Origin of the sequence: Pseudomonas iranensis, from assembly GCF_014268585.2 — a bacterium.
Classification (GTDB): Bacteria; Pseudomonadota; Gammaproteobacteria; order Pseudomonadales; family Pseudomonadaceae; genus Aquipseudomonas; species Aquipseudomonas iranensis.
The window spans coordinates 3486937-3513107 of the sequence record NZ_CP077092.1 but is presented as its reverse complement, the minus strand read 5'-3'; the positions used below and the strand labels follow the sequence as shown (position 1 = coordinate 3513107).

The window sequence follows — 26171 nt, the reverse complement described above, 5'->3', positions numbered from 1 at the left end:
TTAAAGAGAGTGCCCATGTCTGCGCTGTACACCTATTTCAAGGCTTTGATCCATCCCGGTCAGGCTGTTCTGCTGTTTGCCCTGCGGACCATCGCCGCCGGGCTGTTGACCCTTTATCTGGCGTTCATCTTCGATCTCGAACAGCCGAAGTGGTCAATCATGGCCGTGGTGATCGTCAGCCAGCCACTGGCAGGGATGGCACTGGCGCGCAGTTTCGGCCAGGTGATCGGCACCACCGTGGGTGCGGCGGTGGCGGTGCTGATCATGGCGATTTTCCCTCAGGCGCCGCTTCCGTTCATCACGACATTGGCGTTGTGGCTGGCGCTGTGCACGGCGGGCGGCACCTTGCTGCGCTACACCAGTTCCCAGGCGTTCGTGCTCAGTGGCTACACCGCAGTGGTGGTGGCCTTGCTGGCAATCCCGGATCAGGAAGGCACGTTTTTGCTAGCGGTCACCCGCGTCACCGAAACCCTGCTGGCCGTTGCCTGCGTTTGCGTGGTGAGCCTGCTCACAGCCCGGCCTGAAGCAGTGGCCAAAGGTTATTTCGCCAAAATCGATCAGGTGATCAAACTGACCGCCAGCCACGCCGCCGAAGTGCTTCGCACGGAAGAAAGCGAAGCCGATTTCCAGCGTCGGCAGATGCAGCTGCTCGGTGAGATCAGCGCACTGGAAGGTTTGCGACGTCATTTGTATTTCGATGCCCCACGTTTGCGCAGTGCCGACAACCTGGTATTGCTGCTCGGCAATCAACTGATGCTGCTGACCTCGCGACTCACCGCGCTGCGTCATCAGCGTGAATTGCTCATCGAGCGCTGGGAGGGCGATCTGCCGCTGGAGGTCCAGCAGTTGCGTGCCGAGGAACTGGCGTTGCTTGAGCAGCTGGCGCAACAGGGCCGCGCGCTGTCTGGCGCCGATCGGCAGCGTTTCGTCACCTTGCAGCAACAGTTCGAAGCATTGGCGTACAAGGCCGAGCAGCAGACCGAGAACATGAGCGCGACCCTGCGTTCATTGGCATGGGCGCTGCGGTGGGAGCAGGCGCGCCTGTTGCAGCAACTTGAGCAGATCCTCGAACTCAGCGACGCGATTCAGGAAGGGCGCCCGGCCAGTTGTCTCTATCGCGGCCAGAGCAGTCCGTTGCATCTGGATTTCACCCTGGCCTCGATGAATGCGATCCGTGCCTTTACCGCGCTGTTGGTCAGCGGGTTGATCTGGATCGAAACGGCGTGGGATGGCGCGCGCGGCGGGATGATTCTGGTGGGGATTCTCTGTTCGTTGATGGCGACTTTTCCGCGTCCGCTGATGGCTGCGCAAAGCTATGCGCGCGGCCTGGGCCTGGCACTGCTGGTATCGGCGTTCTATCAATTCATGCTGGTGCCGGCGATCAGCGATTTCGAGCTGCTCGCGTTGCTGCTGGCGCCGCTGCTGTATGCCATTGCCGTGGGCATTTCCAGTCCGGCCACCGCCGGTATCGGCATGGGTCTTGGCCTGTCCAGTTTTCTCATGCTCGGACCGCAAAATACCGGCACTGGCCAGAACACGGCGATTCAATGGTTCGAATTCGCCGGCGCCTACGTCAGCGCAGCGATGCTGGCCCTGATCGTTTATGCGCTGATCTTCCCGTTCCGCCCGGCCTTGCGCATCCGCCGCCTGTACGGCGAAGCGCGGGAGCAGGTGTACCAACTGAGCAAAATGCCGGCGACCGATGAACAACAATTCGCTTTCGAGAGTCGGATGACCGATCGCCTGACCAGCATGCTCGGCCTGCTGCCAGCGGCGAACGATCGTGCCATGCAGCGCTTGTATGAAATCAGCCTGGCATGCGTGGCCTTGGGCGTGGCCATGCATCAGCTGCGGCAGCAGGCGCAGAACAACGCACTACTTACCGATGCGTTCGGCCAACGCCTGGCGTCGGCGTTGCGCAAGACTGGTCGTTTGGTTGCCGGTCGCGACGATGTCCAGCTTGCGGCGCTGCTGGCCACGTTGCACCAACTCGGAGATGAGCTGGACGAGCTGCACGCCGCCAGTCATGAACATCTATGGTCGGTGTTTCGTATGCGTGTGGCGCTGCTGATTGTCGTGTCGTTCCTCGAGCGGCACGGCGATTATTTGCAACCTCAAGGCCTGGAAGGAGAACCGCAACTTGCCCATTGATTTCGAAATTGGCGGCGTTTATCTGCCGCCGATTGCCCAGGCACTGTTACTGGCGATTCCGATTTTCATGTTGCTGGACTGGTGTCTGCGGCGCCTCGGCGTGCTGCGCCTGGTGTGGCATGAAGCACTGTTCGAAGGCGCGCTGTATGCCTGTGTCTGCGCCACGCTGATTCTGTTGATGGGAGCCTGATGTCTTGAAAGCACTAGTTGCACGAATGATGACCGTGGCAGTGGTGATCCTGGCGATCGTCCTCGGCTGGTTCGCCTGGGAGTATTACACCCGGGCGCCGTGGACGCGGGATGCCCGGGTGAGGGCAGATGTGGTGACGCTGTCGGCGGATGTCTCGGGGGGTATCGTCAAACTGGCGGTGCAGGACAACCAGCATGTCGACAAGGGCCAATTGTTGCTGGAGATCGATCCGGCGCGCTATCAACTGGCGGTCGAGCATGCCCGGCGTTCGGTGGAAGTGTCCAAGGCGTCGCTGGGGCAATCGCAAGCGGCAATCGTCGCCAGTGAGGCGTTGCTCAAACAACGTCAGAGCGAGGAGCGCCGCCGCCGTACGCTGAAGCAGGGCTTCGCGATTTCTGGTGAAGAATGGGAGAAGGCCAGTACCGACGTAGCGGTTGCCCAGGCGGATCTATTGCGCAATCAGGCCAACCTCGGGCTGGCCGAAGCCAATGTGCAACTGGCAATTGCCGCGCTGACCCAAGCCGAACTGGACTTGCAGCGCACCCGCGTTGAATCGCCAGTGAGCGGCTATGTCACCAACCTGCTGACCCGCCAAGGTGATTACGCACAGGCGGGCGGGGCACTGCTGGCGCTGGTCGACAGCGATTCCTTTTATGTCAGCGGTTACTTCGAGGAAACCAAGTTGCCGCGAATCGAGGAGGGTGATCGGGTACGCATTCAATTGATGAGCGGTGAGCGTTTCGGCGGCACGGTAGAAAGCATCGCCTTTGCCATCGCTGACCGCGAAAACGCGCCGGGCAGTCGTCTGCTGGCAAACATCAACCCGAGTTACACCTGGGTGAAACTGGCGCAACGGGTGCCGGTGCGCATTGGCATTGATGGTGACTTTGCCGGCAAGCATCGCCTGCGCGCCGGTACCACCGCCACCGTCACCGTCCTGGAACCCTGATCCCCGGTAGGAGCTGTGTTGATCGTTCCCACGCTCCGCGTGGGAATGCAGCCCGTGACGCTCCGCGTCACTGGACGCGGAGCGTCCCTTGAGGCATTCCCACGCGGAGCGTGGGAACGATCAACAAGAAACCTTGTGCTGCACAAAGGCATAAAAAAACCCCGCGACCGAATGATACGCGGGGCAAAAAATTTGGTTGGTTGCGGCCAACCAAAGGAGCTCTTTAACAATCTTTACTTGCTGGCAACTGTCTCCGGTTGCCAGCCACCGCCGAGGGCCTTGTAGATTGCGACGATGCCGCGATACAGCTCGACTTCGGCCTGGGCCTGAGTGTCTTCGGCGTTCAGGCGCTCACGCTGGGCGTCGAGCAGGACGAGGAAATCGGTGGTGCCTTCGCGATAGCGGATTTCCGCCAGATCGGCAGCCTTGCGGCTCGATTCGCTCTGACGGATCAGCGAGATCAGACGTTGCTGACGCTTGCCGTAATCGCTGAAGGCGTTTTCCGATTCTTCGAGAGCCAGCAGTACTTGTTGCTCGTAGTTGGCCAGCGCGCCTTCGGCGTCAGCGTCGGCGCCGCGCAAACGAGCGCGAACGCTACCGAGGTCAAACGCCGCCCAGGTGATGCTTGGGCCGAGCGCCCAGGCGTTGGCCGCCGAAGAACCGATCTGCGAACCACGCCCGGCGGTCCAGCCGAGGAAGCCGCTGAGGCTGACCCGGGGAAACAGATCGGCCTTGGCCACGCCGATACGCGCGGTGGCCGAAGCCAGTTGCCGTTCGGCGCTGAGGATGTCCGGACGACGTTGCAGCAGTTCACCCGGATCACCGATCGGCAGCGCCTTGGCGATGGCCGGCAGGTCTTTCGGGCTCAGGTCGACGGTCAGCTTGTCCGGGCGTTCGCCGAGCAGGGTGGCGATACGGTTTTTCTGCCGAACCTGTTCCGCCTGCAACTGCGGCACGGTGGCTTCGACGTTGGCCAGACGCGCATCGGCGCGCTCGACATCAAGCTGATCACCGACACCGGCGTCACGCAGGCTGATGGTGATCTTGCGCGACTCCTGCTGGTTGTTCAGGTTGGCCACGGCGATTTTTTCCCGCAGCTGGGCGCCGCGCAGTTGACCGTAGGCGTCGACCAGTTCGGCAATCATCGTGACTTGCAGTTGGTACAGATCGGCTTCGGCGGCCTGCTGGTCGGCATCACTGGCTTCCAGATTGCGCTGGATGCGGCCGAACAGGTCGAGCTCCCAGGCCATGTCCAGACCGAGGTCATAGCGTTCGCTATTGACCCGGTCGGTGGTCTGGCCGGGAATCTGGCCCTTGCCCAAGTCACTGCTGGCGCGGCTGGTGATGGTCGGCATCGCGTCGTTGCTGGCGTCGTCGCGGATTGCCCGGGCGGCTTTCCAGCGGGCGAACGCCACGCGCAGTTCACGGTTGCCTTGCAGCGACTGGCTCACCAACTGGTTCAGGGTCGGATCATCGAATTGCTGCCACCAGATGCCTTCGAATTTCGAGCGGTCGAAGTTCTTTTGTCCGGCGGCGCCGTCGGTGGCGGTGGTGATATTGGCCGCCTCCGTGGCTGGGGTCTTGTAGTCGGGGCCGACGGCGCAGGCGCTGAGGGCCAGCACCAGCAGACTCGGCAGGAAGACTTTCAGACTCATTGTTGCGCCTCCAATTGCAGGGCTTTGGCTGCTTTGCGCTGCTCGCCGCGTTCGACAAAGTTACGGATCAGTACGTAGAACACTGGCGTCAGCAGCAGACCGAAGAAGGTCACCCCGAGCATCCCGGAGAACACCGCCACACCCATGGCGTGACGCATCTCGGCACCGGCTCCGCTGGAGAACACCAGTGGCACCACACCCATGATGAACGCGAACGAGGTCATCAGAATCGGCCGCAGACGCAGGCGGCAGGCTTCCAGTACCGCTGCGAGCGGGTCGAGGCCTTCTTCCTGTTTATCCTTGGCGAACTCGACGATGAGAATCGCGTTTTTACAGGCAAGTCCCACCAGTACGATCAAGCCGATCTGGGTGAAGATGTTGTTGTCACCGCCGGAGATGATCACACCGGTAATGGCCGACAGCAGGGTCATCGGTACGATCAGGATCACCGCCAGTGGCAGGCTCCAGCTTTCGTATTGTGCGGCGAGCACCAGGAACGCCAGCAGTACGCAGAGCGGGAACACGAACAGCGCGGTGTTGCCGGACAGAATCTGCTGGTAGGTCAGGTCGGTCCACTCGTAGGTCATGCCGTTCGGAAGTTCTTCCTTGAGCAGTTTCTCGATGGCTTTTTCTGCCTGGCCAGAGCTGTAGCCCGGGGCTGCGGCACCGTTGATTTCAGCGGTGATGAAGCCGTTGTAGTGCATCACGCGGTCCGGCCCCGAGGTGTCGCTGACCTTGATGAAGGTCGCCAGCGGGATCATTTCGCCTTTGTTGTTGCGTACTTTCAGCTGACCGATCTGATCGGATTCAAGGCGGAACTGCTGTTCGGCCTGAACGTTGACCTGATAGGTGCGCCCGAAGCGGTTGAAGTCGTTGGCATACAGCGAACCCAGATAGATCTGCAGGGTGTCGAAGATGTCGCTGACGGCCACGCCATGGGTCTTGGCTTTTTCGCGGTCGATGGCGGCATCGACCTGCGGCACGTTCACCGTGTAGCTGGTGAACAGGCCGGCCAGTTCCGGCACATTGTGGCTCTTGTTGATGATGTTCATGGTTTCTTTGTACAGCTCGTCGTAACCGAGGTTGCCCCGGTCTTCGATCTGCAGGCGGAAACCGCCAATGGTGCCCAGGCCTTGTACCGGCGGTGGTGGGAAGATCGCCATGTACGCTTCCTGAATGTTCGCGTACTGGCCGTTCAAGGCGCCGGCAATCGCACCGGCGGACATGCTCGGGTCTTTACGCTCGTCGAACGGTTTCAGCGTCACGAAGACGATGCCGGCGTTCGGGCTGTTGGTGAAGCCGTTGATCGACAGGCCCGGGAACGCTACGGCGCTTTCCACGCCCGGCTGTTTCAGCGCGAGGTCGGACATGCGCTTGATCACGTCTTCGGTGCGATCCAGGCTCGCGGCATCCGGCAATTGCGCGAAGGCCACCAGGTATTGCTTGTCCTGGCCGGGTACGAAACCTGTCGGCGTGCTGGAGAAACCGAAGAAGGTCAGCACCATCAGGCCTGCATACACCAGCAGGGCGATGCCGCTGCTGCGGATGACCCGGCGCACGGTGCCGACGTAGCCATGACTGGCACGGTCGAAGAAACGGTTGAACGGACGGAACAGCCAGCCACCGAAGATTCTGTCGAGCACTTTCGAGAAGCGGTCTTTCGGCGCGTCGTGACTTTTCAGCAGCACAGCAGCCAGCGCTGGCGACAGGGTCAGCGAGTTGAACGCCGAGATCACTGTAGAGATCGCGATAGTCAGTGCGAACTGTTTGTAGAACTGCCCGGTGAGGCCGGAAATGAATGCCGCCGGAATGAACACGGCACACAGCACCAGTGCCGTGGCCACGATCGGCCCGGTCACTTCACGCATGGCGCGCTTGGTCGCTTCGACCGGCGTCAGTCCGAGTTCGATGTTCCGTTCGACGTTCTCCACCACGACGATGGCGTCGTCCACCACGATACCGATGGCCAGCACCAAGCCGAACAGCGATAGGGCGTTGAGCGAAAAGCCGAACAGGTGCATGACCGCAAACGTACCGATCAACGATACCGGCACTGCCACCAACGGAATGATCGAGGCGCGCCAGGTCTGCAGGAACAGAATCACCACCAGCACCACGAGGATCAGCGCTTCGAACAGGGTGTGCACCACCGCCTCGATCGAACCACGAACGAAGATCGTCGGGTCATACACGATGCTGTAATCCATGCCCTGCGGGAAGCCTTTCTTCAGCTCTTCCATCTTGCCGCGCACTTCGTTGGAAATGTCGATGGCGTTGGAACCGGGACGCTGGAAGATCGGGATCGCCACCGCCGGCTGATTGTTCAGCAGCGAGCGCAAGGCGTATTGGCTGGAACCCAGTTCAATGCGTGCAATGTCCTTCAGGCGAGTGATCTCACCGTCGTCGCCTGCGCGGATGACGATGTTCTCGAACTCTTCTTCGGAAACCAGACGGCCTTGAGTGTTGACCGACAGCTGGAAGCTTTGCGCGGTCGGGGCAGGGGGCGCGCCCAGTTGACCGGCGGCGACCTGACGGTTCTGCTCGCGAATCGCGGTCACCACATCGGTGGCGGTCAGATTGCGCGAAGCGGTCTTGTTCGGATCGAGCCAGACACGCAACGAGTAGTCGCCCATACCGAACAACTGCACGTCACCGACACCACCCAGGCGAGCGAGCTCATCCTTGATGTTGAGGATTGCGTAGTTGGACAGGTAGAGCATGTCGTAGCGCTTGTCCGGTGAGGTCAAGTGCACAACCATGGTCAGGTCGGGCGAAGCCTTGTCGACGGTGATACCGATGCGCGTCACTTCCTCGGGAAGCTTCGGCTCGGTCCGGGTCACCCGGTTCTGCACCTGCACCTGCGCGTTGTCCAGGTCAGTGCCCAGGGCGAAGGTGATGGTCAGGGTGATCTTGCCGTCAGCGGTCGATTGCGAGGACATGTACAGCATGTTCTCGACGCCGGTGATGGCCTGCTCCAGCGGAGCGGCCACGGTTTCACCGATGACTTTGGGGTTTGCCCCCGGGAAGTTGGCGCGCACGACCACGGTCGGCGGCACGACTTCCGGGTATTCGCTGATCGGCAACTGGAACAGCGAGATCGCACCGGCGATCAGGATCAACAGCGACAGCACCGCTGCGAAGATCGGCCGGGAAATGAAGAATTGGGAAAAATTCATCGGAGTTGTCGTCCCTTAACCGCGTGGGGTCGTAGCAGCCAGCTTCGCAGCCGAACCCGATGCACCCTTGGCAGGGGCAACTTTGGGCAGGTTGCTGGCTTCCAGCGCTTGACGTTGTTGAGCGAGGGCGGCGAGGGTCTGCTCGCTGGCCATCGGAATCACTTCAGGGGTGACCGGTGAGCCAGGACGAACCCGTTGCAGACCCTTGACGATGATGGTGTCGTCCTTGTTCAGACCGTTGCGGACGATGCGCAGGCCTTCGATTTTCGGACCGAGTTCAACGGCGCGGTAGGCGGTCTTGTTGTCGCCATCCATCACCAGCACGAACTTCTTGCCCAAGTCAGTGCCCACGGCTTCGTCATTGATCAGCATGGCGTTGTAGGTGCCGCTGCCGACCAGCTTCAAGCGAGCGTAAAGGCCAGGGGTGTAGGTGCCGTCAGCGTTGTCGAATACGGCGCGACCACGGATGGTGCCGGTTTTCGGATTGACCTGGTTGTCGACGAAGTTCATCTGGCCGAGGTGCGGGTTGCCGTCTTCGTTGGACAGGCCCATGTACACCGGCGTGGTGGCGCCGCGTTGGCCGTTGCGGGCCAGTTGGGTGTATTTGAGGAACACGCGTTCGTCGGCGTCGAAGTAGGCGTAGACCTTGTCGGTGGAGACGACGCTGGTCAGCGCGGTGGTGTCGGCGGTCACCAGGTTGCCGGCAGTGATTTCGGCGCGGCTGACGCGGCCGCTGATCGGTGCGGTCACGCGGGTGAAGCTCAGGTTCAGTTTGGCCAGGTCCAGTTGTGCCTGCAGGGCACCAACCGCGGCGCGGGCCTCTTGGGCAGCGCTGGTGCGCGAGTCGGCCAGTTCAGCGGAAATGGCGTTGCTGGTACGCAGGCGTTCGCCGCGAGCGGCTTCGTTTTCGCTGCGAGTGGCGGTGGCGCGGGCTTGAGCAACCAGAGCTTCGAGGCGGCGTACCTCGGCCTGGAACGGACGCGGGTCGATCTGGAACAGCAGGTCGCCTTTCTTGACCAGCGCGCCTTCGGTGAATGCGACCTGATCGATCTGGCCCGAAACCCGTGGCCGGATTTCAACGGTTTCCGGCGCTTCGAGGCGCCCGGTAAATTCATCCCACTCGTTGACCGGTTGTTCCAGCACCTTGGCCACGCTGACTTTGGCAGCGGGCGGGGCGCCGGCAGTCTCCGGAGTTTTGCCGCAGGCACTCATCACCAGTACGGCCAGCATGGCCAACGGGAAGCGCAAATGTTTGAGTGATTGTTCCATGGATGCAATCCGCCGAAGTATTGAAGATGGGCGGATGATGCTCGGCGCGGGTGTGATGGCACGAATCGAATGAAGCAAAGGTAACTATCATTCGGAATGATATAAGCGCCGAGGCAGCCCTCTAGCATGCACCTTTCGTTAGGGGGCTATCAATCGGCCTGAAGGCAATTCTGTGTTGCTTGATCTGCAATGATTGCGACCGAAGCTGCGCGCGGAGGACTATCCGGCGATTAAATGCCTCGCTGTTATCAGCACCTCGCCCACTTGCCGGAGCAATACGCCAATGTCGCGGAACGGGCAACCAAAGGAGTTTCGCTCTAACATGAGCGTCACCTCATGCTCTGACATTTACCGTCCCCGGATCATTTTTATGCGAGACCTGCCCCCGACCGCGACCCTGCGGGCTTTCGAAGTGGCCACCCGGCACCCGACGTTCACGGCTGCCGCTCAAGAACTGCACGTAACCCAAAGCGCCGTCAGTCATCAGCTCCGGCACCTTGAAGAACTTTGGGGCTTGCAATTGTTCGAGCGCGGCAAGGCGTTACGCCTTACAACAGCGGGGGCGACGCTGGCGCCGATCGTGCGCGAATTTTTCATGAGCCTTGAAGCAACGCTGGAGGATCTGCGCGAGCAAAAGGACAGGGTTCGCCTGACCGTCAGCACCACCTATTCGTTCGCGTTGAAGTGGCTGCTGCCACGCTTGCCGAACCTGTCGCGCCTGCACCCGGAGCTGTTGGTGTCGCTGGATACCACGGACACGATCATCCATTTCGCCAGCGGCGAAGCTGATGTCGCCATTCGTTTGGGCAAGGGCAATTATCCCGGTCTGTATTCGGAGTTCCTGTTCGGTGAGCAGGTGTTTCCCGTGGCCAGTCCCGAACTGCTGCAGCGCGTCGGCAGGCCGGGCAGTCCCGCCGATTTGCTGCAGATGCCGTTGCTGATTCGCGACGGCGCCGAGCTGGCGCCAAAATGGGAAGCGTGGTTTGAGTCCGTCGGGCTGGCATTTTCGCCGCTGCGCGAAAGCGTAAGGTTTGGCGACACCAACATGACTGTCGAAGCTGCATTGCTCGGCCAGGGTGTGGCGCTGGTGCGCAGCGGCCATGTCGAAAATGAAATCGGCGACGGCCGCTTGGTAAGGCTGTTCGATGTGCCGTTCACATCGCCGCTTGCCTATTATTTCGTCTGTCCCAAAGGTATCGAAGCCCAGCCGCATATCCTCAACTTTCGCGAGTGGTTGCTCAGTGAGGCGTTGAAAGTGCAGGGCGCGCAGCACTGAGTCATGAGGTATTGCTCATGACTGGATGAAGAGACTTCTCTGTAATGTGGGCTGCGGCGATGACTAAAATGCCGCATGCCAATCCATCTCGTACTCCTCGTTCTGTTCGCCGCGCTCCTGCACGCCAGCTGGAACGCGCTGCTGCGCGGCGGTGCCGATCGGCTCTGGTCGATGACGATAATGTGCGTGGCCATCGCCATCGTCTGCCTCATCGCCACCTTTTTCATGGCCGCGCCTGCACCTGAGAGCTGGGGGTATGCGCTGCTCTCGGCACTGCTGCATGTCGGCTACAACCTGTTTCTGGTGCGCAGCTATCGGGTCGGCGACCTTGGGCAGATCTATCCGATTTCCCGCGGCTCGTCACCGGCGCTTATAACCCTCGGCGCCGCGCTGTTTGCCGGCGAAACCATAACCCCCGGCGAACTGCTCGGCATCAGTCTGGTATCCGGCGGAATCATTTCCCTGGCCTTTCGCGGGCGCAGCCTGTCGGTGCCGAGCCTGCCGTATGCGCTGGGCACCGGTTGTTTCATCGCTGCCTACAGCGTGGTCGATGGCATTGGCGCGAGACTGTCGGGGGCGCCGCTGGCTTACACGGTTTGGATGAGCGCACTGTGGGGCGTGCTGATGCCGCTGGTGTATATCGGCCTGCGCGATGCTCGCAGTCTGTTTTCCGTACGGCCCGGCATGCTCGCCGCTGTGGTCGGCGGACTGGTCTCGCTGCTGGCCTACGCAATCGTTATCTACGCCATGAACGAAGCGCCACTGGGCGCGGTGTCGGCCTTGCGCGAAACCAGCGTGTTGTTTGCCGCATTGCTCGGCTATTTGTTCCTCGGTGAAAAGCTCACCGTCCGCAGGATGCTGGCATGCGTGGTCATCGCCAGCGGCGCCATCATCATCGGCTAAGACAGCCCAACTGCTCAGGAGAACGTCGCATGGATAACGTTTCGCAGGCCCCGCTGATTCTGATCACCGGCGGCAGTCGCGGAGTCGGCGCCGCCACCGCAAGGCTCGCTGCCGCGCAAGGCTACGACGTCGCCATCAGCTACGTCGCCAACGAGTCCGCCGCACTGGCGGTGGCCGCCGATGTAGAAGCATTGGGGCGCAAAGGCCTCGCGGTGCGTGCTGACAGTGCTGACCCCGAGCAGGTTGCTGAACTGTTCTTGGCTATCGATCGTTTATTCGGGCGTATCGACGTTCTGGTCAATAACGCTGGCGTTCTGGCGAAACAGTCGCGCATGGAAGACCTTGGCTTTGCACGCATGCAACGCATCTTCGCGGTCAATGCTCTGGGACCGATCCTGTGCGCGCAGCAGGCGGTGAAGCGCATGTCTCTGCGCCACGGCGGAGCGGGTGGCGTGGTGATCAATATTTCGTCTGCCTCGGCGCGCCTGGGCAGCCCGAATGAATACGTCGACTACGCAGCGTCGAAAGGCGCGCTGGAAACCTTCACCATCGGCTTTGCCAAGGAAGTCGCGCGCGAGGGTATTCGGGTCAACTGCATTCGCCCGGGGCACATCTATACCGACATGCACGCCAGCGGCGGCGAGCCGGGGCGGGTGGATCGCGTGAAGGAGTCGATCCCGATGGGCCGGGGCGGACAGCCGGAAGAGGTGGCGCGGGCCATCTTGTGGCTGGCCAGCGCGGAGGCCTCCTTTGTCACGGGTACTTTTCTGGATGTGACGGGTGGCAAGTAGGTCCGGCTACAGGCTATCCGGATCCCCAAAAAACATCTGAATCCGCGACCTCAACCACCGCTCTCCCGGGTCGTTATCCTGCGAGCCACGCCAAGCCATGTGCAGTTCAAACGTACGCGTCGGCAGTGGCGGATCCTCAGCACGCAGACCGCCGGCTGCCGTCAGTGCCTCAGCCGTGTAATCCGGCACGGTCGCGACGATATCGGTGCCCGCCAGCAGCGTGCCCAGTCCGTTGAACTGTGGCACCGCCAGCACCACGTGTCGTTTGCGTCCGAGTTTTTCCAGTTCTTCATCGACAAAACCACTGAGGTCGCCAGCGAACGACACCAGTGCGTGCGGTCGGGCGCAATAGTCGTCGAGGCTCAACGGCCCCGGCACGGTGTCGGCGCGCAGCAGCTTCGGTGCGCTGCGGCGCAGGACCTTGCGCTTGGCGTTGGCCGGCAGGTCGGTGGTGTAGCTGACGCCGATGGAAATCTCGCCGGAGGCCAGCAGGCCCGGCATCAAGATGTAGTTGACCCGCCGCACTACGAGGACGATGCCCGGTGCTTCGGCGCGCAGGCGCTTGAGCAGCATGGGCAGCAGGGCGAATTCGACGTCGTCGGACAAACCGATGCGGAACACCGACGTGCTGGTCGCCGGATCGAAATCGGCGGCACGACTGACCGCAGTCGAGATCGAATCAAGGGCGGGCGAGAGCAGGGCGAAGATTTCCACCGCGCGGGCGGACGGCTCCATGCTGCGGCCGGTGCGGACAAACAAGGGATCGTCAAACAGGCTGCGCAGGCGCGACAGCGCCGCACTGATAGCCGGTTGGCCGAGGAACAATTTTTCCGCGGCCCGAGTCACACTGCGTTCGTGCATCAATGTTTCGAACACGATCAGCAGGTTCAGGTCGACACGACGCAGGTCATTACGATTCATCTGGAGTCCTGGCAGAGTCATCAAACTTGACGAGGGCGGCCATATGAGAACAATGGCCGGCATGAATCTTACGGGGAAAGGCTGGTACTCTGCACCGGAAAATTCAGCTTTACTGCGACGGTGGCAGGCCTTTTTTCATGGAATTTGCCAATGCCGCCCTTGATGCGGAATCAATGACAGGCATGTCGACTATTAATAGCCACTGATGGTCTTGGGTCGAAAGCCCAGATAGAGTTCATGGCATTAGAGGTTACTTTGACGAGGTTTGCGATGTCCCGCACGATCCGTTTTCACAAGTTTGGTCCGGCCGAGGTGCTCAAATGCGAAGAGCATGCGGCTGCTCAGCCAGGTCCTGGCGAAGTGCAGGTGCGTGTCGAGGCAATCGGCATCAGTTGGTACGACACCCTGTGGCGCCAGAATCTGGCATCGTCCCAGGCACGTCTGCCTTCGGGCCTCGGTCATGAAATGGCTGGCGTGGTCACTGCGGTGGGCGCTGATGTCGACGACCTGTCTGTTGGCGACAAAGTGGCCAGTTTTCCCGCGGAAAGCCCGAACGACTATCCGGTATACGGCGAGTCGATCGTCCTGCCGCGCACCGCGCTGACTCGTTATCCAGATGTGCTCAGCCCGATCGAAGCGAGCGTGCATTACACGCCGCTGCTGATCGCCTACTTCGCTTATGCCGATCTGGCACGGGTCAAACCCGGTCAATTTGCGCTGGTGACTGACGCCAGCCACTGCGCCGGCCCGTCGTTTGTGCAATTGGGCAAGGCTCTGGGTGTGCGAGTGATCGCCGCGACCAAATCGGCGGAGGAGCGGGAGTACCTGCTGTCCCTCGGTGCGGAGAAGGTCATCGTCACCGAAGAGGAAGATCTGTTGATGCGCATCAACAAGATTACCGACAACCGCGGCGTCGATGTGGTATTCGATGGTCTTGGCGGTCCGCAGATGTCGTTGCTCGGCGATGTGCTGGCGCCACGCGGCAGTCTGGTGCTGTACGGCCTGCAAGGTGGTAACCAGACTCCGTTTCCGGCGTGTGCAGCGTTCCAGAAGAACATTCAGTTCTTTGTGCACTGCATCGGCAACTTCACCGGCAAGCCGGAGCTGGGCATTGTCCAGGACCACGTCGCTCTGCAGCGTGCGCTGCGTGACATCAACCAGTTGACCGCTGACCGCGTGCTCCTGCCGCTCAAGACGCGTGTATTCCCGTTCAACGAGTTCGTCGAAGCGCATCGCTACATGGACGAATGCCCATGCCGCGAGCGAGTGGCCCTGCAAGTGGCAACCGCGTAAATCCGCTCATCAGAGTCCGTGGCCGCCACGGACTCTTTTCTGTTTAGATCCTCCGCTGACAGTAAACCCTTCCCGATATCGAAGCATCGGCCCTTCAGCAACTGAACTGGTTTTTGCCTTCGATCTGTATCTTCTAATCACACTATAAGCACTGATAATTGAATGATTACTTTCATCTCAAGGAATGAGCTATGGCTGTGCATTCAATTTGTCCAAGGCAATATCAAATGGCTGGCTCGGCTGGCTTCGCCAATTTCTGTTTAATTGCTGTAGGGCGTTTCGGAAGTTGCTTCTGCTTTTCTTGTAATGATTTGTCGTGGGACGTTGTGGGAAGTTTCCTCAGATCATTTACGAATGGCGAAAGCCCAATGAATACGGGTGGTTGAGCGTGACGCTTGGCATCTGGATGGCTTTATTCAGGTGAAGTGTTTCAAATAACTACAACTTTGTAAGTGTTAGCATTTCAGCGTCTATTACTTATTGATCCAATTGCCGCGCGCCCATTGTCATGTCTGCGCGGCATGAAACTTTTGATACCGGGTAAATACCGATGAGCACGATCCATGATCAGGCAATGAACTATGTCTATCAGCAAGTATTGCAGCGTCTGCTGAGTTTCTTTTCCCGAGCCGAGCGCACGGCATTGCAGTTGTTGATACAGCGCCTGGTGGTGGCCGCAGGCGGCATGGAAAACATTGGGCAATTCAAGGTGCTGGTGCCTCAGTCCGGCCTGCGTGACGGCTGCTACACCCTTGCCTTGCTCCGGGCCGCACAGCTGACCATCGCCGGACGTGCTCCGGCGACCTTCCAGTTGCGCGTGGCTTCCCTGCGCTGGAGTGGCGACAGCCCGCTCGCCCTGCAAAACCTGCATCGCAGCTACAGCGCACTGTTTCTTTATGACGATCCGCGGGTCGAGGTGCTGATGGTCGATAACCGCGAAGTGCTGTCGTTCGACCATCGCACGCCTGTGAGCAGCGAAGGGCGTGAGGCCAGTCGCGTCAATCTGCTGCTGGTCGGGCACTGTCGCACCTGGCTGGAAACGCCTGAATTATGGGATGACGCCTATCTGGCGACGGCCGAGTACTACAGCCAGATCGCCCGCTGGAACAATGGTGTCGACGCCATGATCAGCACTGAAACCAAAGGCAGTCAGCAGCATTTCCTCGAAGGCCTGAACCGTGCAATGCAGCGAGTGGCAATAACCGGTCCAGAACTGGTCAATGCCGGATTCGAAGCGCTTTTTCCGCTGCTCGACGGGCTCGGTGATGATTTTTACCGCGAGCTGCGCGCAGATGACGACCGGATAGCGTGGCGCCCGGAAGGTGAGTTCGAAGCCTGCCGGCGCACCAGTTTTATCGACATCAACGACATGATGGTCGGCAAAATCGAGGATCGCTGGCCGCTGCTGGGCGAATTTCTCGGTTATGAACCTGACGACCTGGCGCTGTACCAGGGCGAAGCGGTATTCGCTGACCCTCTGATCTCGGCGCACGTGCGAGGTTTGTACGCACGCTTCATCGAGGGGCGCGCCTATGAGGCGGGTATCGACGATTATGTTCGTCACACGCTGGCCGACATGCGGCGAAAACAGGTCGCCGAATCTGTCTGCGAGCACTTGCTGGCCAGCTATGACAATGCCGGCGGGCCAGAGCAGCTGCGGGCGCTTGCCGAGGATTACCTCATCAATGGTTTCGGATTGAGCGAAACGCAGCTGGTGTGCCTGCTGTTTGCGCCGTTCATCGACAACGGCAAAGGTCTCGAGCGGTTCCTGCGCAACTGTCATCCCGGCATGCTGGTCGCCATGCCTGACCTGCACCGCGCCATGCAAGGCTTGCACGCGCCGGAGCAGGTGTTGAAGTGGATAACGGAAGTGAGCGGGTTGCCGGTCAGGTTGGTGATCCGCCTCTATGCAACGGGCCCTGTGCAGATTCATGCGCCCGCGCAATTGGCCTCGGAGAGTTCGGGTTCGGATGAGGCGCGTTCGGCTGCGCCGTTCGAGCGGTCGACGGAACGCTGACGGTGAGCCGGAGCCTGGGTTGTGAACCGATATCTACGGAAATGAGGGTGTGAAAAGCGCGCGGGACAACGACTTTGTTTATCAGGCAGTTTATCGATATCTGACCACGCTGATTGATGACGCCGGAGGTGGTGCGGCGGTACGCATGCCTTCCTTGCGACAACTGGCGGATCGACTGAATGTCTCCATTTCAACGGTGCAGTACGCCTATTCGCTTCTGGAGAAGGAAGGTCGAGTCTATTCGATAGCCAAGTCAGGGTATTACGCGCAAGCGCTGTTCAGCATGGATGCGCCCGGCAACGGCAATGATCTGCTGGAGACCGTGTACGTCAACGCCAGACGTCCCGGAATGTGTGTGTTAAGCGCCGACGAACCGGCCTCGCTGCAACCGCTCGACAGTCCGTTGTTGACGCTGGAACGTGAGCTTCTGCGCCAATATCCGCGTCAGCTACAGACATTCGTGCAACCTTGCGGAGAGCTGGAATTGCGGGTTGCCCTGGCAGCGCGGTACACGAGTTCGACAGAGCATTTCTGGCATGCCGATGACATCTATATCGGTGCTGATCTGCGCGGGGTCCTGGAAATTCTGATTTCGGTGCTTGAATTGCGTCACGCCAGCGTAATTGTCGAATCACCGTGCGACTGGGTGATATTGCGTCTGCTCGAGTCGTGCGGGGTGCGCGTGATCGAATGGCCATTGCTGGCCGAAGGCGTGCTTGACCTGTCGGTCCTGCAATCGCTGCTGGAGAACGAGCCAGTACGTCTGGTTCTTTTGTCTTCAGTGTTGAGCATGCCCCACGGCAAGGGTTTCACCCATGAGCGTCAGCAGGCCGCCGCGCAGTTGCTCAATCAACATGGCGTCTGGGTGCTGGAAAACGACTGCTACAGCGAGCTTGACGAGCGCAATGATTCACAGCGTTTGCGCAGTTGGCTTGATCCTGAGCGTCTGCTGGTGTTTTCCACTTTCGAGAAATTCATCGGCGCTGAAGCGCCATTCGGCTTTGTCCTGTCGCGTCACTGGCGTGAGGCGCTGCAACGCCATTTTCTGCTGCGCGCATTTCGCTTGTCGCCGATCCGCCAAAAGGCGATTGCCCGGTTGTTGAATGGCGGGCGGCTTGATCAGCATTTATCTGTGCTGCGGCGAATGCTGGGTGAGCGGCGAGCCGTGTTGATCCAGGTTTTGCACGAACGTTTGGGCGATACGCTGCAGATCGTCGAGCCGCAGGGCGGGGCGACGGTGTGGGTGCGTTCGTTACGGCCGGTCGACATGGCGAATGTGTTCCGTCGCCTGCTCAAGCAACAGATCATCGTGGCCCCCGGCGAGCTGTTCAGCCTGCAAGGTCTGCATGCGGATCATCTGCGGATAAGCGCGTTGCACCACGGCGAGCGGGATCTGCCGAGTGTCATCGGCTTGCTCGGCGATGCCTTGCGCTTGTCACCCGGTCAATAACGTTAAAAAACATCGGGCGAGTTTCGGATACATCCCGTCGCACAGTGGTCAAACTGCCAGTAAACTGCGCTGCATTTCCTGAACCACTCCGATTTCAGAGGTTTTTGCATGACACTCAGTCCTTTTGCGGGCAAACCGGCACCGGCAGAACTGTTGGTCGATATCCCGCGACTGGTTACGGCCTATTACACCGGCCAGCCTGATGCATCGATTTCTACCCAGCGAGTGGCGTTCGGCACCTCCGGCCACCGCGGCAGTTCGTTCGATTTGAGTTTCAACGAATGGCATGTTCTGGCCATCAGCCAGGCGATCTGCCTGTATCGCGAAGCCCAGGGCATCACCGGCCCGCTGTTCGTCGGCATCGACACCCATGCATTGTCGACCCCGGCCGGTGCCAGCGCGCTGGAAGTCCTCGCCGCCAACGGCGTCACCGTGATGATCGCCGAAGGCGATGAGTACACGCCGACCCCGGCAGTTTCCCACGCCATTCTCTGCTACAACCGCGGCCGTACCTCTGGCCTGGCGGACGGTATCGTCATCACGCCGTCGCACAACCCGCCACAAAGCGGTGGCTACAAATACAACCCAACCAACGGTGGCCCGGCCGATACCCACATCACCAAGTGGATCGAAGCCAAGGCCAACGAGCTGCTGGCGAACAAACTGGCCGGGGTCAAACGCATCAGCTACGAGCAAGCGCTCAAAGCCAGCACCACCCATCGTCACGATTACTTGAACACCTATGTCGCCGACCTGATCAACGTCATCGACTTTGACGCCATCCGCGATGCCAAGCTGCGTCTGGGTGTCGATCCGTTGGGCGGAGCAGGGGTGCGCTACTGGTCGGCCATCGCCGAACACTACCGTCTCGACCTGGAAGTGGTGAATAAACAGGTCGATTCAACGTTCCGTTTCATGACCGTCGACTGGGACGGCCAAATCCGTATGGACCCGTCGTCCAGCCACGCGATGCAGGGCCTGATTGGCCTGAAAGAGCGCTTCGACGTGGCGTTTGCCTGCGACCCGGATCATGACCGCCACGGCATCGTCACGCCGTCCGGTGGTTTGCTCGCGCCGAACAACTATCTGGCGGTATCCATCGACTACCTGTTCCAGAACCGTCCGCAATGGCGCGCCGATGCCGCTGTCGGCAAAACCGTGGTCAGCAGCGGTTTGATCGACCGCGTGGCCAAGCGCCTGGGCCGTCGCCTTTACGAAGTGCCGGTCGGTTTCAAATGGTTCGCCGATGGCCTGTTTGATGGCTCGCTGGGTTTTGGCGGTGAAGAAAGTGCTGGCGCCTCGTTCCTGCGAAAGGACGGCGGCGTGTGGAGCACTGACAAGGATGGCCTGATTCCAGCCTTGCTCGCCGCCGAAATGACCGCGCGCACCGGGCGCGATCCAAGCCAGGCCTACCGCGCGCTGACCGATGAACTGGGCGAGCCGTTCTCGGTACGTGTCGACGCCAAGGCCAACCCTGAGCAAAAGGCACTGCTGAGCAAGCTGGCGCCGGAACAGGTCACCTCGACCGAGCTGGCGGGTGAGAGGATCCAGAGCATCCTCAGCCATGCACCGGGCAACGATCAGGCCATTGGTGGTCTGAAAGTCATGACCGAGAACGGCTGGTTCGCCGCGCGTCCTTCGGGCACTGAAGACATCTACAAGATCTACGCCGAAAGCTTCCTTGGCGACGACCACCTCAAGCAACTGGTGGCCGAGGCGCAAACTCTGGTAGACGGCGCCATTTCCAGCAAATGATGCGCACATGAAAAAGGGCAACCGTAATGGTTGCCCTTTTTTATTGCCTGCAGATCAAGCCAGGTCGACCAGTACGATCTCGCTGTTCTCGATCGCCGTGACCGTCAGCACTTGCTCATGGGCTACCGCCACACCGTCACGCGCTTGGGCACGCAAGCCATTGACCTCGATCACGCCAGTGGCCGGGACCAGATAGGCGCGCCGCCCTTCATCCAGTCGATATTCAGCGGTTTCACCGGCCTTGATGTTCGCCGCCACCAGGCGCGCATTGGCGCGAATGTGCAGGCTCTCATCGTCGCCGTCCTTGCCGCTGGCCAATGTGACAAAACCTTCGCGCTCGCCTTTGGGAAACGGCTTGGCTCCCCACGACGGCGGCGCACCGGTTTCGGTCGGCAGAATCCAGATCTGGAAGATCTTGGTTTCCTTGTCTTCGAGGTTGTACTCGCTGTGGGCGATGCCGGTACCGGCGCTCATCACTTGTACGTCACCGGCTTCGGTGCGGCCCTTGTTGCCCAAATTGTCCTGGTGCGTGATGGCACCTTCACGCACGTAAGTGATGATTTCCATGTCGCGGTGCGGATGCTGCGGGAAACCGGTGCCTGCGGCGATGATGTCGTCGTTCCACACGCGCAAATTGCCCCAGCTCATACGCTGCGGATCGTAGTATTCGGCAAAGGAAAAGTGGTGATGCGCGTCCAGCCAGCCATGATGGGCGCCGCCCAGCGAGCTGAAGGGTCTGAGTTCAAGCATGATCGTCTCCTAATAAGGGTCGTCAGGGGGCGGGCCCCGTGGTTGATGACGACGATCATCTATCAGGCAATCATCGATAAAAAGCGCAAAAACTGCCGCGTCATGATCAGGTTATTAGATGGGATGCCGTCTCGAAATCATTTGATCCGACTTTCAATTCGTCGCCTAAACCGATGACCTGTAAGCATTTCGCTAGAACTGGACGGCAAATCGAGACACCATAGCCGCCACAGCCTCACACCCTGGAGTCCGTCAGCGTGGCGCAACACATCCCCGATCTTCCCCCTGAACTTCGTCCACTGGCCGAGATGCCCTGGTTCAAGCGTCTGGCCGCGCGATTCTTTGGTCACGGGTTGACCAAGCTGCGCGCCCAGCACCGGGCGTCGTGGCTGCACGGGCAAGCCGACGGATTTCGCAGTGGCCACACCGCTGGCGTCGAATACGGTTTCAAGGAGGGCAAGCTTGAGGGTTTGGAGGAAGGCCGCCAGGTGCTGCTGATTCGCGACAGCCGCAACACCGAGCATCGGCCGCCCAGCGTCGATAACCACCTGTTCGATGACTGGCGTCTGCCACTGACGGCGGAATTGAAGAAGCGTATCAAGGCTGACGTTGCCCGTTTGCTTCCGGCCCACTCCCAGCCCAGCGCTGCGCAGTGGAAGATGATCTTCAGCGATACGCCGTCCACCTCGGTGGTGGCCGGTGCCGGCGCCGGCAAATCGACCACGCTGGTGCTGCGCATTCTCTTGCTCAGCCATTATCTGGGTTTTGAGCTGGATTCGATGACTGTGGTGACCTTCACCCGCGAATCGCGCAAGGACTTCATCAACAAACTCATCGAAATCTTCACGCTGTGGGGGCAGCCGCTGAACCTCAAACAGGCCCGCGAGCTGGTCAGAACCTTCCACTCACGCATCCTGCCGATGGTGCGCAGCCTGCCGGGTTTCGAGCGTTTGCAGGCCTTCGAGAACCTCAGCGATCGCCCGCAAAGCGGCGCAGAGGAGGTCGACAGCAATCCGTTTGACCTGCGTATCAATGACGCGCAGCGCCAGCAACTTAATGCTTGTTATCACCGCCTGTTCAACGAGGATGAGCGTTTCCGCCAGTTGATCCAGCCGCTGTCTCGTGCCGGATTACAGTTGAAGGAACTGGAGCGCGATCACCCCGATGTGCAGAAACGCATGGCGGTCACCGAACTGGCGGCCAAGCGCGATGAAGAGCTCTGCGATGTGATTGAGGATCTGTGGTTTCGCGCAGGGGCGTGGCCGATCAAAGGCATCGAACCGAATCGGCAGGCCTTCGAAATCAATGGTTCGAAGTTCCACGCTCACGGCTATATTCCCAGCCTCGATGCCTGGGTGGTGCTCGGCTTTGATCCCAGGGAAAACGCCCAGCTGACCCGACCCAACGCCAAGCTGAGTGTCCGTGCAGAGTGGGCGGTCAAGCGCACCCTGTTTCAAGCTTTCTGCCGTAAGCCATTGATATGGCTTGATAGTTACGAGTCATCCAGGCGCGTTCTTGCGACGTTGGCCGGAGATGCCAGCGCCGGTCCCGGCTTCGATTACAAGGTCAAAGGCGAGCTGGTATCGGCGCCATTGCTGGATTGTTTTATCGCCGCAGCAGGCTTTATCGAAAACCTCGGCCTGGATGTACCGGACGCGGTCAGTCGGATGAGCTTCGCCAAGGACGATCCTGATCGTTTTTTCTTTGAAGCCCTGAGCCTGTTCTGGCGCGCATTTGAAGATCACCTGCTGGACCAGAAACCGCCAGTGATGACCTACAACCGCATGTTCGCGCTGTTCAGCGAGCACTCGCCGGAAAACCTCAAGCTGCTCAGCGATGAGTTGCTGCGGCCTATGGCGCATTTGATGATCGATGAGTTCCAGGACGTATCGCCGCAGATCGTTTCGTGGATTCGCGCCAGCCTCAATGAAATCCGCAGCCGTGGCCCGGCCATGCACGTTGGGCGAGGGGCGCAGCGTTCGTCGCTATTGTGTGTTGGCGATGACTGGCAGTCGATTTACGGTTGGCGCGGCAGCTCGCCGAGTTACTTCATGGAGTTCAATAAGGAATTTCCTTCACCGAGCACCACAAGAGTGATGCTCAGTGACAACTATCGCAGCCATCAGCACATCATCGACGCCGCCGAACACATTGTCCGTGCAGCGCCGGCAATCGCAGGCAAGAAGGCCAAGGCCAGTGGTGAGCCCAAGCCGCTTCACCCGGTCAACGTGCTTGAGCGGGACGATGAAGCATTGGGTCAGCGCCTGGCCGAGCATTACCGGCGCGGCGATTCAATCTTGATGCTTTATCGAAAAAGCAGCGATAAGTTATTGATAGAGCAGCATATTCAGCCTGTACTTAATGTAGATTCGAGCTTGCCCTATGATGCGCGGCGGCTGAAACAGCTGACCTATCACAGCGCCAAAGGCTTGCAGGCTGATGCAGTATTTCTGCTGGGTGATTGCCAGCATCTGACCAGTTCTCCGTACAAGAATCAGGTCTATCGCATGGCGGGATTGGGCAAAAGCGGCGACAGCGAGCCTTATGACACTGCGCAAAAGGACGAAATCCTGCGCCTTGCCTACGTCGGTATCACACGCGCCGTCAGCCATTGCTATTGGTACGTCGAACCGCAGGACAGCCAGGCGGTAAACATGCCGAGGGCGTCGGATCGAGTCGCCAAGGGCAAACCCTTCTTCGTCGACCATCGACGCGAAAAGGAAAAGACCAGCGCCTGACCCATAAAAAGCCCGCATCGCTGCGGGCTTTTTGTTTTAAATCAGGTGTTTATGCGTAGTTCTTGAGAGATTCCGGAGGAGTGAAGGCTTCCAGCTCATCCTCGATGGCTTCGATGATGCGCTCGACGTCCGCTGCATTCATCACCGTTGCGCAGGGAATCCCGGCGATGGCGATCATGGTTTCGCCGCTGGCACGGTCGAACAGACGGGCGATCATGCTGCCCGGCGCATCCATCGTTGCCTCGAAACCCATGGGATGAAAATGCCAGCGCATCAGCTGGCAAGCGTTTGGAAAGGTGACTTTGCTGAACCCTTTATTCATGGTGTTGCCCGCCTGCTTCATCGAGCGCTTCCTTTTGCTCATGTTAGGTGGGAAGAGCCTTCATTGGCTCAACCAGTGCTTGAGCTTTAAAAGTAGCATCCGTGTGTGAAAAAACTGTGAGTTTTTTCAGTCCGTTTAGCGATTGATTCGCATTTTTTGATGTAAGTCACTGGCTCATCGATTATCGCCAAAACGCCACTATGGATTTTTCATTGAAGCGGCAGAGGAAGTTGGGCAAGCTCGGTTCTTTTTCGCCGAGCCGCTTATGCACGCCGATGACGACGGCCCAGAACAGACCCAGGCCACGGCGGCCACGGTCATGCGCTATCACCTGAGCTGGAAACACCGGGATCTGGACAGCGTGATGGCGCTTTATCACGCCGATATCCAGTACAACGATTTCTTTCAGAACCGGGTGCTCGGCCTGGATGAGTTACGCGACTACGTGCGCGTGAGCATGCCGCGAGAATCCGACGAACTGCTCGAACATTGCGACCGAATCCGGGTGGATGGCAACACCGCGTTCATTCAGTACGAGGTGACTTTGCGTGGCGGCGACGGCCTGGTGTCGTTTCGCTCCAGCGAAGCGATCACGGTCAAGGACGGCTTGATCTGGCGCGTCAACGAGTACGCCTCGCTGGTGCGTACCCAGGCCGACGGTAGCTCGGCACAGAGTCAGCGCCCGGCGGTCAGTCGGCTAGGTCTGTCACCGCGGCAACTGAGTTTCATGGCCGAAGACCTGCAGCAGTATTTCGAAAAGCAGCAGCCCTATCTTGACCCTGAGCTTGACCTGCAACGGGTGGCGAAGGAGTGCGGGTACAGCCGCAATCAGATTTCCTATCTGCTTAATCAGGTGCTCGGGCAGAGCTTCTATCGCTACGTCAATCAGGCGCGCCTGCAGCATTTGCTGCGTGCGCTGGACAGCGCCACGCCGCCGTTGCGTGTCGACGAGCTGGCGTTTGCCGCCGGCTTCAATTCGTTGTCAGCGTTCTATAAATGCTTTCGCGAACACACCGGCCAGTCGCCCAAGGCCTACGCCAAACAAATTTCTCTGCGGGCACGCGCGCAAGACATCCACTGAAGGCAGCCACTAGGATCGACGCCATCGAAGGTTTTCAGTGGCGGAGTCTGGCATGTCGGCGTGGCGCACGATCAGTTTGTGGATGGATCAGCTCGATGAACCGCTGCTGGCGCGCCCTGCGCTTGAGCGGGATCTGGATGTCGACGTGGCGATCATCGGCGCCGGTTACACCGGACTGTGGACGGCGTACTACCTGAAAAAACAGGCGCCCGGCCTGGATATTGCCATTGTCGAGGCGCAAACCGCCGGGTTCGGTGCGTCCGGACGCAATGGCGGCTGGCTGATGGGTAACTTGCTGGGTGAGGATCGCTTGCTTGCAGGCTTGTCGCCGCAGCAGCGCAGGGCTTCGTTTGATCTGCTGCACAGCATCCCCGATGAAGTGGAGATCGTCCTCGAACGCGAAGGCATCGACTGCGATTACCGTAAGGGCGGGGTGCTTTATTGTGCCGCGCGCTACCCAGAGCAGGAAGCCGTTCTGCGTGATTACCTGAGCAAGCTGCACGCCCAAGGCCTTACCGATAACGACTACCGCTGGCTCAGTCCCGAGCAGTTGGCCCAGCAGATCCGCGTGGCCAAGCCCTACGGCGGCATCTTCGCTCCCCATGTCGCGACCATTCACCCGGCGAAGCTGGTCCGTGGTCTGGCGCGGACCGTGCAGAACATGGGCGTGAAAATCTACGAAAACAGCCCGGTCACCCACTGGCAACCTGGCAGTCTGCGTACCGCCAAGGCCAGCGTGCGCAGCCGTTGGATCGTCCCGGCGGTGGAAGGTTATTCGGTGACCTTGCCGCCACTTGGCCGTTATCAATTGCCGGTGCAAAGCCTGATTGTCGCCACCGAGCCGCTGTCCGCTGCGACCTGGGACGAAATCGGCCTCAATCGCGGCCAGGCCTTCAGTGAATTCAGCCGTCAGGTCACCTATGGCCAGCGCAGTGCCGACAATCGTCTGATCTTCGGCGCCCGTGGCGGTTATCAGTTCGCCGGCAAGCTGCGCCATGACTTCAACCTCACCCGCGATGAGGTCGAACTGCGCCGCTATCTGTTCGGCGAACTGTTCCCGCAGCTGAAAAATGTGCAGATCACCCACGCCTGGGGCGGCAACCTTGGCATGTCGCGGCATTTCAAGCCGCACATGCTTTGCGACCGCGCCAACGGCATCGCGTTGTCTGGCGGTTATGGCGGCGAGGGCGTCGGTGCCAGCAATCTCGGCGGCCGGACGCTGGCCGATCTGATTCTTGAGCGCGACAGCGAGCTGACCCAACAACCGTGGGTCCTGCCCGACGGCGGCATTCATGCGCTGCGTGCCTGGGAACCGGAGCCATGCCGCTGGCTCGGCTACAACGCGATCATCAAAAGTTTCGTGCACGAAGACCAGACCCTGGCCAATCCCGCGACCGCGCCCTGGCGGCGCAAGCTCGCCAGCCGGGTTGCCGGGTTCATGGAAGGTTTCATGCACTGAACGCCGTTTCCCTCAATAAACAGGT

At 60.0% G+C, this 26171-nt stretch carries 19 protein-coding genes; 13 read left to right on the top strand and 6 right to left on the bottom strand.

Going from position 1 to position 26171, the window contains the following annotated elements; all coding sequences use genetic code 11:
• Positions 1 to 15 precede the first annotated feature (15 nt).
• Genes HU724_RS15615 through HU724_RS15605 form a run of 3 tightly spaced genes read left to right on the top strand, consistent with a single transcriptional unit; the run spans position 16 to position 3290 of the window.
• Positions 16 to 2151: an FUSC family protein gene (locus tag HU724_RS15615; protein WP_186569081.1), complete on the top strand. Its 2136-nt coding sequence runs from the start codon at positions 16 to 18 to the stop codon at positions 2149 to 2151.
• A complete protein-coding gene (locus HU724_RS15610; RefSeq protein ID WP_016774855.1) occupies positions 2141 to 2341 on the top strand; it encodes a DUF1656 domain-containing protein in 201 nt (66 codons plus the stop codon). The genes HU724_RS15615 and HU724_RS15610 overlap by 11 nt, the downstream gene beginning before the upstream one ends.
• Positions 2342 to 2366: 25 nt before the next feature.
• Positions 2367 to 3290, top strand: a complete 924-nt coding sequence (locus HU724_RS15605) for an HlyD family secretion protein (protein ID WP_437180362.1) — start codon at positions 2367 to 2369, stop codon at positions 3288 to 3290.
• Between the two features lie 233 nt (positions 3291 to 3523).
• Here HU724_RS15605 and HU724_RS15600 read toward each other — a convergent pair whose 3' ends face one another.
• Genes HU724_RS15600 through mexE form a run of 3 tightly spaced genes read right to left on the bottom strand, consistent with a single transcriptional unit; the run spans position 3524 to position 9390 of the window.
• Positions 3524 to 4945: an efflux transporter outer membrane subunit gene (locus tag HU724_RS15600; protein WP_016774854.1), complete on the bottom strand. Its 1422-nt coding sequence runs from the start codon at positions 4943 to 4945 to the stop codon at positions 3524 to 3526.
• Positions 4942 to 8121, bottom strand: coding sequence for an efflux RND transporter permease subunit (locus HU724_RS15595; RefSeq protein ID WP_130909872.1), 3180 nt, complete (start codon positions 8119 to 8121; stop codon positions 4942 to 4944). Before HU724_RS15595 ends, HU724_RS15600 begins: the two co-directional genes overlap by 4 nt.
• A 15-nt stretch (positions 8122 to 8136) precedes the next feature.
• Positions 8137 to 9390 (bottom strand): multidrug efflux RND transporter periplasmic adaptor subunit MexE, encoded by a 1254-nt coding sequence (gene mexE, locus HU724_RS15590; protein ID WP_039761553.1) that lies wholly within the window; start codon positions 9388 to 9390, stop codon positions 8137 to 8139.
• Positions 9391 to 9760: 370 nt separating this feature from the next.
• Here mexE and gcvA point away from each other — a divergent pair, with 370 nt between their 5' ends.
• From gcvA to HU724_RS15575, 3 genes are all read left to right on the top strand, one after another.
• Positions 9761 to 10666: a transcriptional regulator GcvA gene (gcvA, locus tag HU724_RS15585; protein WP_186569132.1), complete on the top strand. Its 906-nt coding sequence runs from the start codon at positions 9761 to 9763 to the stop codon at positions 10664 to 10666.
• Between the two features lie 75 nt (positions 10667 to 10741).
• Entirely contained in the window at positions 10742 to 11569 is an 828-nt protein-coding gene (locus tag HU724_RS15580) for an EamA family transporter (protein ID WP_186569079.1), read from the top strand.
• Between the two features lie 29 nt (positions 11570 to 11598).
• Positions 11599 to 12360 carry an SDR family oxidoreductase gene (locus HU724_RS15575; RefSeq protein ID WP_186569078.1) on the top strand — a complete coding sequence of 254 codons (762 nt, stop codon included), beginning with the start codon at positions 11599 to 11601 and terminating at the stop codon, positions 12358 to 12360.
• 6 nt (positions 12361 to 12366) lie between these two features.
• On the opposite strand, the gene HU724_RS15570 is transcribed toward HU724_RS15575, so the two are convergent.
• A complete protein-coding gene (locus HU724_RS15570) occupies positions 12367 to 13281 on the bottom strand; it encodes a LysR family transcriptional regulator (RefSeq protein WP_016774850.1) in 915 nt (304 codons plus the stop codon).
• A 270-nt stretch (positions 13282 to 13551) separates the two neighbouring features.
• On the opposite strand from HU724_RS15570, the gene HU724_RS15565 reads away from it, so the two are divergent.
• The 4 genes from HU724_RS15565 (at position 13552) to pgm (ending at position 19796) form a co-directional block, all read left to right on the top strand.
• Entirely contained in the window at positions 13552 to 14574 is a 1023-nt protein-coding gene (locus HU724_RS15565; RefSeq protein ID WP_186569077.1) for a zinc-dependent alcohol dehydrogenase family protein, read from the top strand.
• 550 nt (positions 14575 to 15124) lie between these two features.
• Positions 15125 to 16591 carry a hypothetical protein gene (locus HU724_RS15560; protein WP_186569076.1) on the top strand — a complete coding sequence of 489 codons (1467 nt, stop codon included), beginning with the start codon at positions 15125 to 15127 and terminating at the stop codon, positions 16589 to 16591.
• Positions 16592 to 16640: 49 nt separating this feature from the next.
• A complete protein-coding gene (locus HU724_RS15555; protein WP_056789812.1) occupies positions 16641 to 18041 on the top strand; it encodes an aminotransferase-like domain-containing protein in 1401 nt (466 codons plus the stop codon).
• Between the two features lie 108 nt (positions 18042 to 18149).
• The gene (gene pgm, locus HU724_RS15550; protein WP_186569075.1) at positions 18150 to 19796 is read left to right on the top strand and encodes a phosphoglucomutase (alpha-D-glucose-1,6-bisphosphate-dependent); all 1647 of its coding nucleotides are present in this window, start codon (positions 18150 to 18152) and stop codon (positions 19794 to 19796) included.
• 54 nt (positions 19797 to 19850) lie between these two features.
• On the opposite strand, the gene HU724_RS15545 is transcribed toward pgm, so the two are convergent.
• Positions 19851 to 20546, bottom strand: coding sequence for a pirin family protein (locus HU724_RS15545; RefSeq protein WP_186569074.1), 696 nt, complete (start codon positions 20544 to 20546; stop codon positions 19851 to 19853).
• A gap of 257 nt (positions 20547 to 20803) precedes the next feature.
• Here HU724_RS15545 and HU724_RS15540 point away from each other — a divergent pair, with 257 nt between their 5' ends.
• On the top strand, positions 20804 to 23284 hold the full coding sequence (locus HU724_RS15540; RefSeq protein ID WP_186569073.1) for a UvrD-helicase domain-containing protein: 2481 nt from the start codon (positions 20804 to 20806) through the stop codon (positions 23282 to 23284).
• A 49-nt stretch (positions 23285 to 23333) separates the two neighbouring features.
• Here HU724_RS15540 and HU724_RS15535 read toward each other — a convergent pair whose 3' ends face one another.
• Positions 23334 to 23606 (bottom strand): DUF1652 domain-containing protein, encoded by a 273-nt coding sequence (locus HU724_RS15535; RefSeq protein ID WP_039761582.1) that lies wholly within the window; start codon positions 23604 to 23606, stop codon positions 23334 to 23336.
• Positions 23607 to 23871: 265 nt separating this feature from the next.
• Here HU724_RS15535 and HU724_RS15530 point away from each other — a divergent pair, with 265 nt between their 5' ends.
• Together HU724_RS15530 and HU724_RS15525 are read left to right on the top strand one after the other, a co-directional pair.
• Entirely contained in the window at positions 23872 to 24687 is an 816-nt protein-coding gene (locus HU724_RS15530) for a helix-turn-helix domain-containing protein (RefSeq protein WP_186569072.1), read from the top strand.
• Positions 24688 to 24739: 52 nt separating this feature from the next.
• Entirely contained in the window at positions 24740 to 26146 is a 1407-nt protein-coding gene (locus tag HU724_RS15525) for an NAD(P)/FAD-dependent oxidoreductase (protein ID WP_122746142.1), read from the top strand.
• The last annotated feature ends 25 nt before the right edge of the window (positions 26147 to 26171 follow it).

Bases quoted from the DNA above. Each gene is read 5' to 3' on its own strand.
- gcvA (WP_186569132.1), top strand. From the start codon at position 9,761: ATGCGAGACCTGCCCCCGACCGCGACCCTGCGGGCTTTCGAAGTGGCC.
- HU724_RS15570 (WP_016774850.1), bottom strand. From the start codon at position 13,281: ATGAATCGTAATGACCTGCGTCGTGTCGACCTGAACCTGCTGATCGTG.
- HU724_RS15565 (WP_186569077.1), top strand. From the start codon at position 13,552: ATGTCCCGCACGATCCGTTTTCACAAGTTTGGTCCGGCCGAGGTGCTC.
- HU724_RS15560 (WP_186569076.1), top strand. From the start codon at position 15,125: ATGAGCACGATCCATGATCAGGCAATGAACTATGTCTATCAGCAAGTA.
- HU724_RS15575 (WP_186569078.1), top strand. From the start codon at position 11,599: ATGGATAACGTTTCGCAGGCCCCGCTGATTCTGATCACCGGCGGCAGT.
- HU724_RS15580 (WP_186569079.1), top strand. From the start codon at position 10,742: ATGCCAATCCATCTCGTACTCCTCGTTCTGTTCGCCGCGCTCCTGCAC.
- HU724_RS15600 (WP_016774854.1), bottom strand. From the start codon at position 4,945: ATGAGTCTGAAAGTCTTCCTGCCGAGTCTGCTGGTGCTGGCCCTCAGC.
- HU724_RS15525 (WP_122746142.1), top strand. From the start codon at position 24,740: ATGTCGGCGTGGCGCACGATCAGTTTGTGGATGGATCAGCTCGATGAA.
- HU724_RS15605 (WP_437180362.1), top strand. From the start codon at position 2,367: ATGATGACCGTGGCAGTGGTGATCCTGGCGATCGTCCTCGGCTGGTTC.
- HU724_RS15545 (WP_186569074.1), bottom strand. From the start codon at position 20,546: ATGCTTGAACTCAGACCCTTCAGCTCGCTGGGCGGCGCCCATCATGGC.
- HU724_RS15595 (WP_130909872.1), bottom strand. From the start codon at position 8,121: ATGAATTTTTCCCAATTCTTCATTTCCCGGCCGATCTTCGCAGCGGTG.
- HU724_RS15615 (WP_186569081.1), top strand. From the start codon at position 16: ATGTCTGCGCTGTACACCTATTTCAAGGCTTTGATCCATCCCGGTCAG.
- pgm (WP_186569075.1), top strand. From the start codon at position 18,150: ATGACACTCAGTCCTTTTGCGGGCAAACCGGCACCGGCAGAACTGTTG.
- HU724_RS15535 (WP_039761582.1), bottom strand. From the start codon at position 23,606: ATGAATAAAGGGTTCAGCAAAGTCACCTTTCCAAACGCTTGCCAGCTG.
- HU724_RS15530 (WP_186569072.1), top strand. From the start codon at position 23,872: ATGCACGCCGATGACGACGGCCCAGAACAGACCCAGGCCACGGCGGCC.
- mexE (WP_039761553.1), bottom strand. From the start codon at position 9,390: ATGGAACAATCACTCAAACATTTGCGCTTCCCGTTGGCCATGCTGGCC.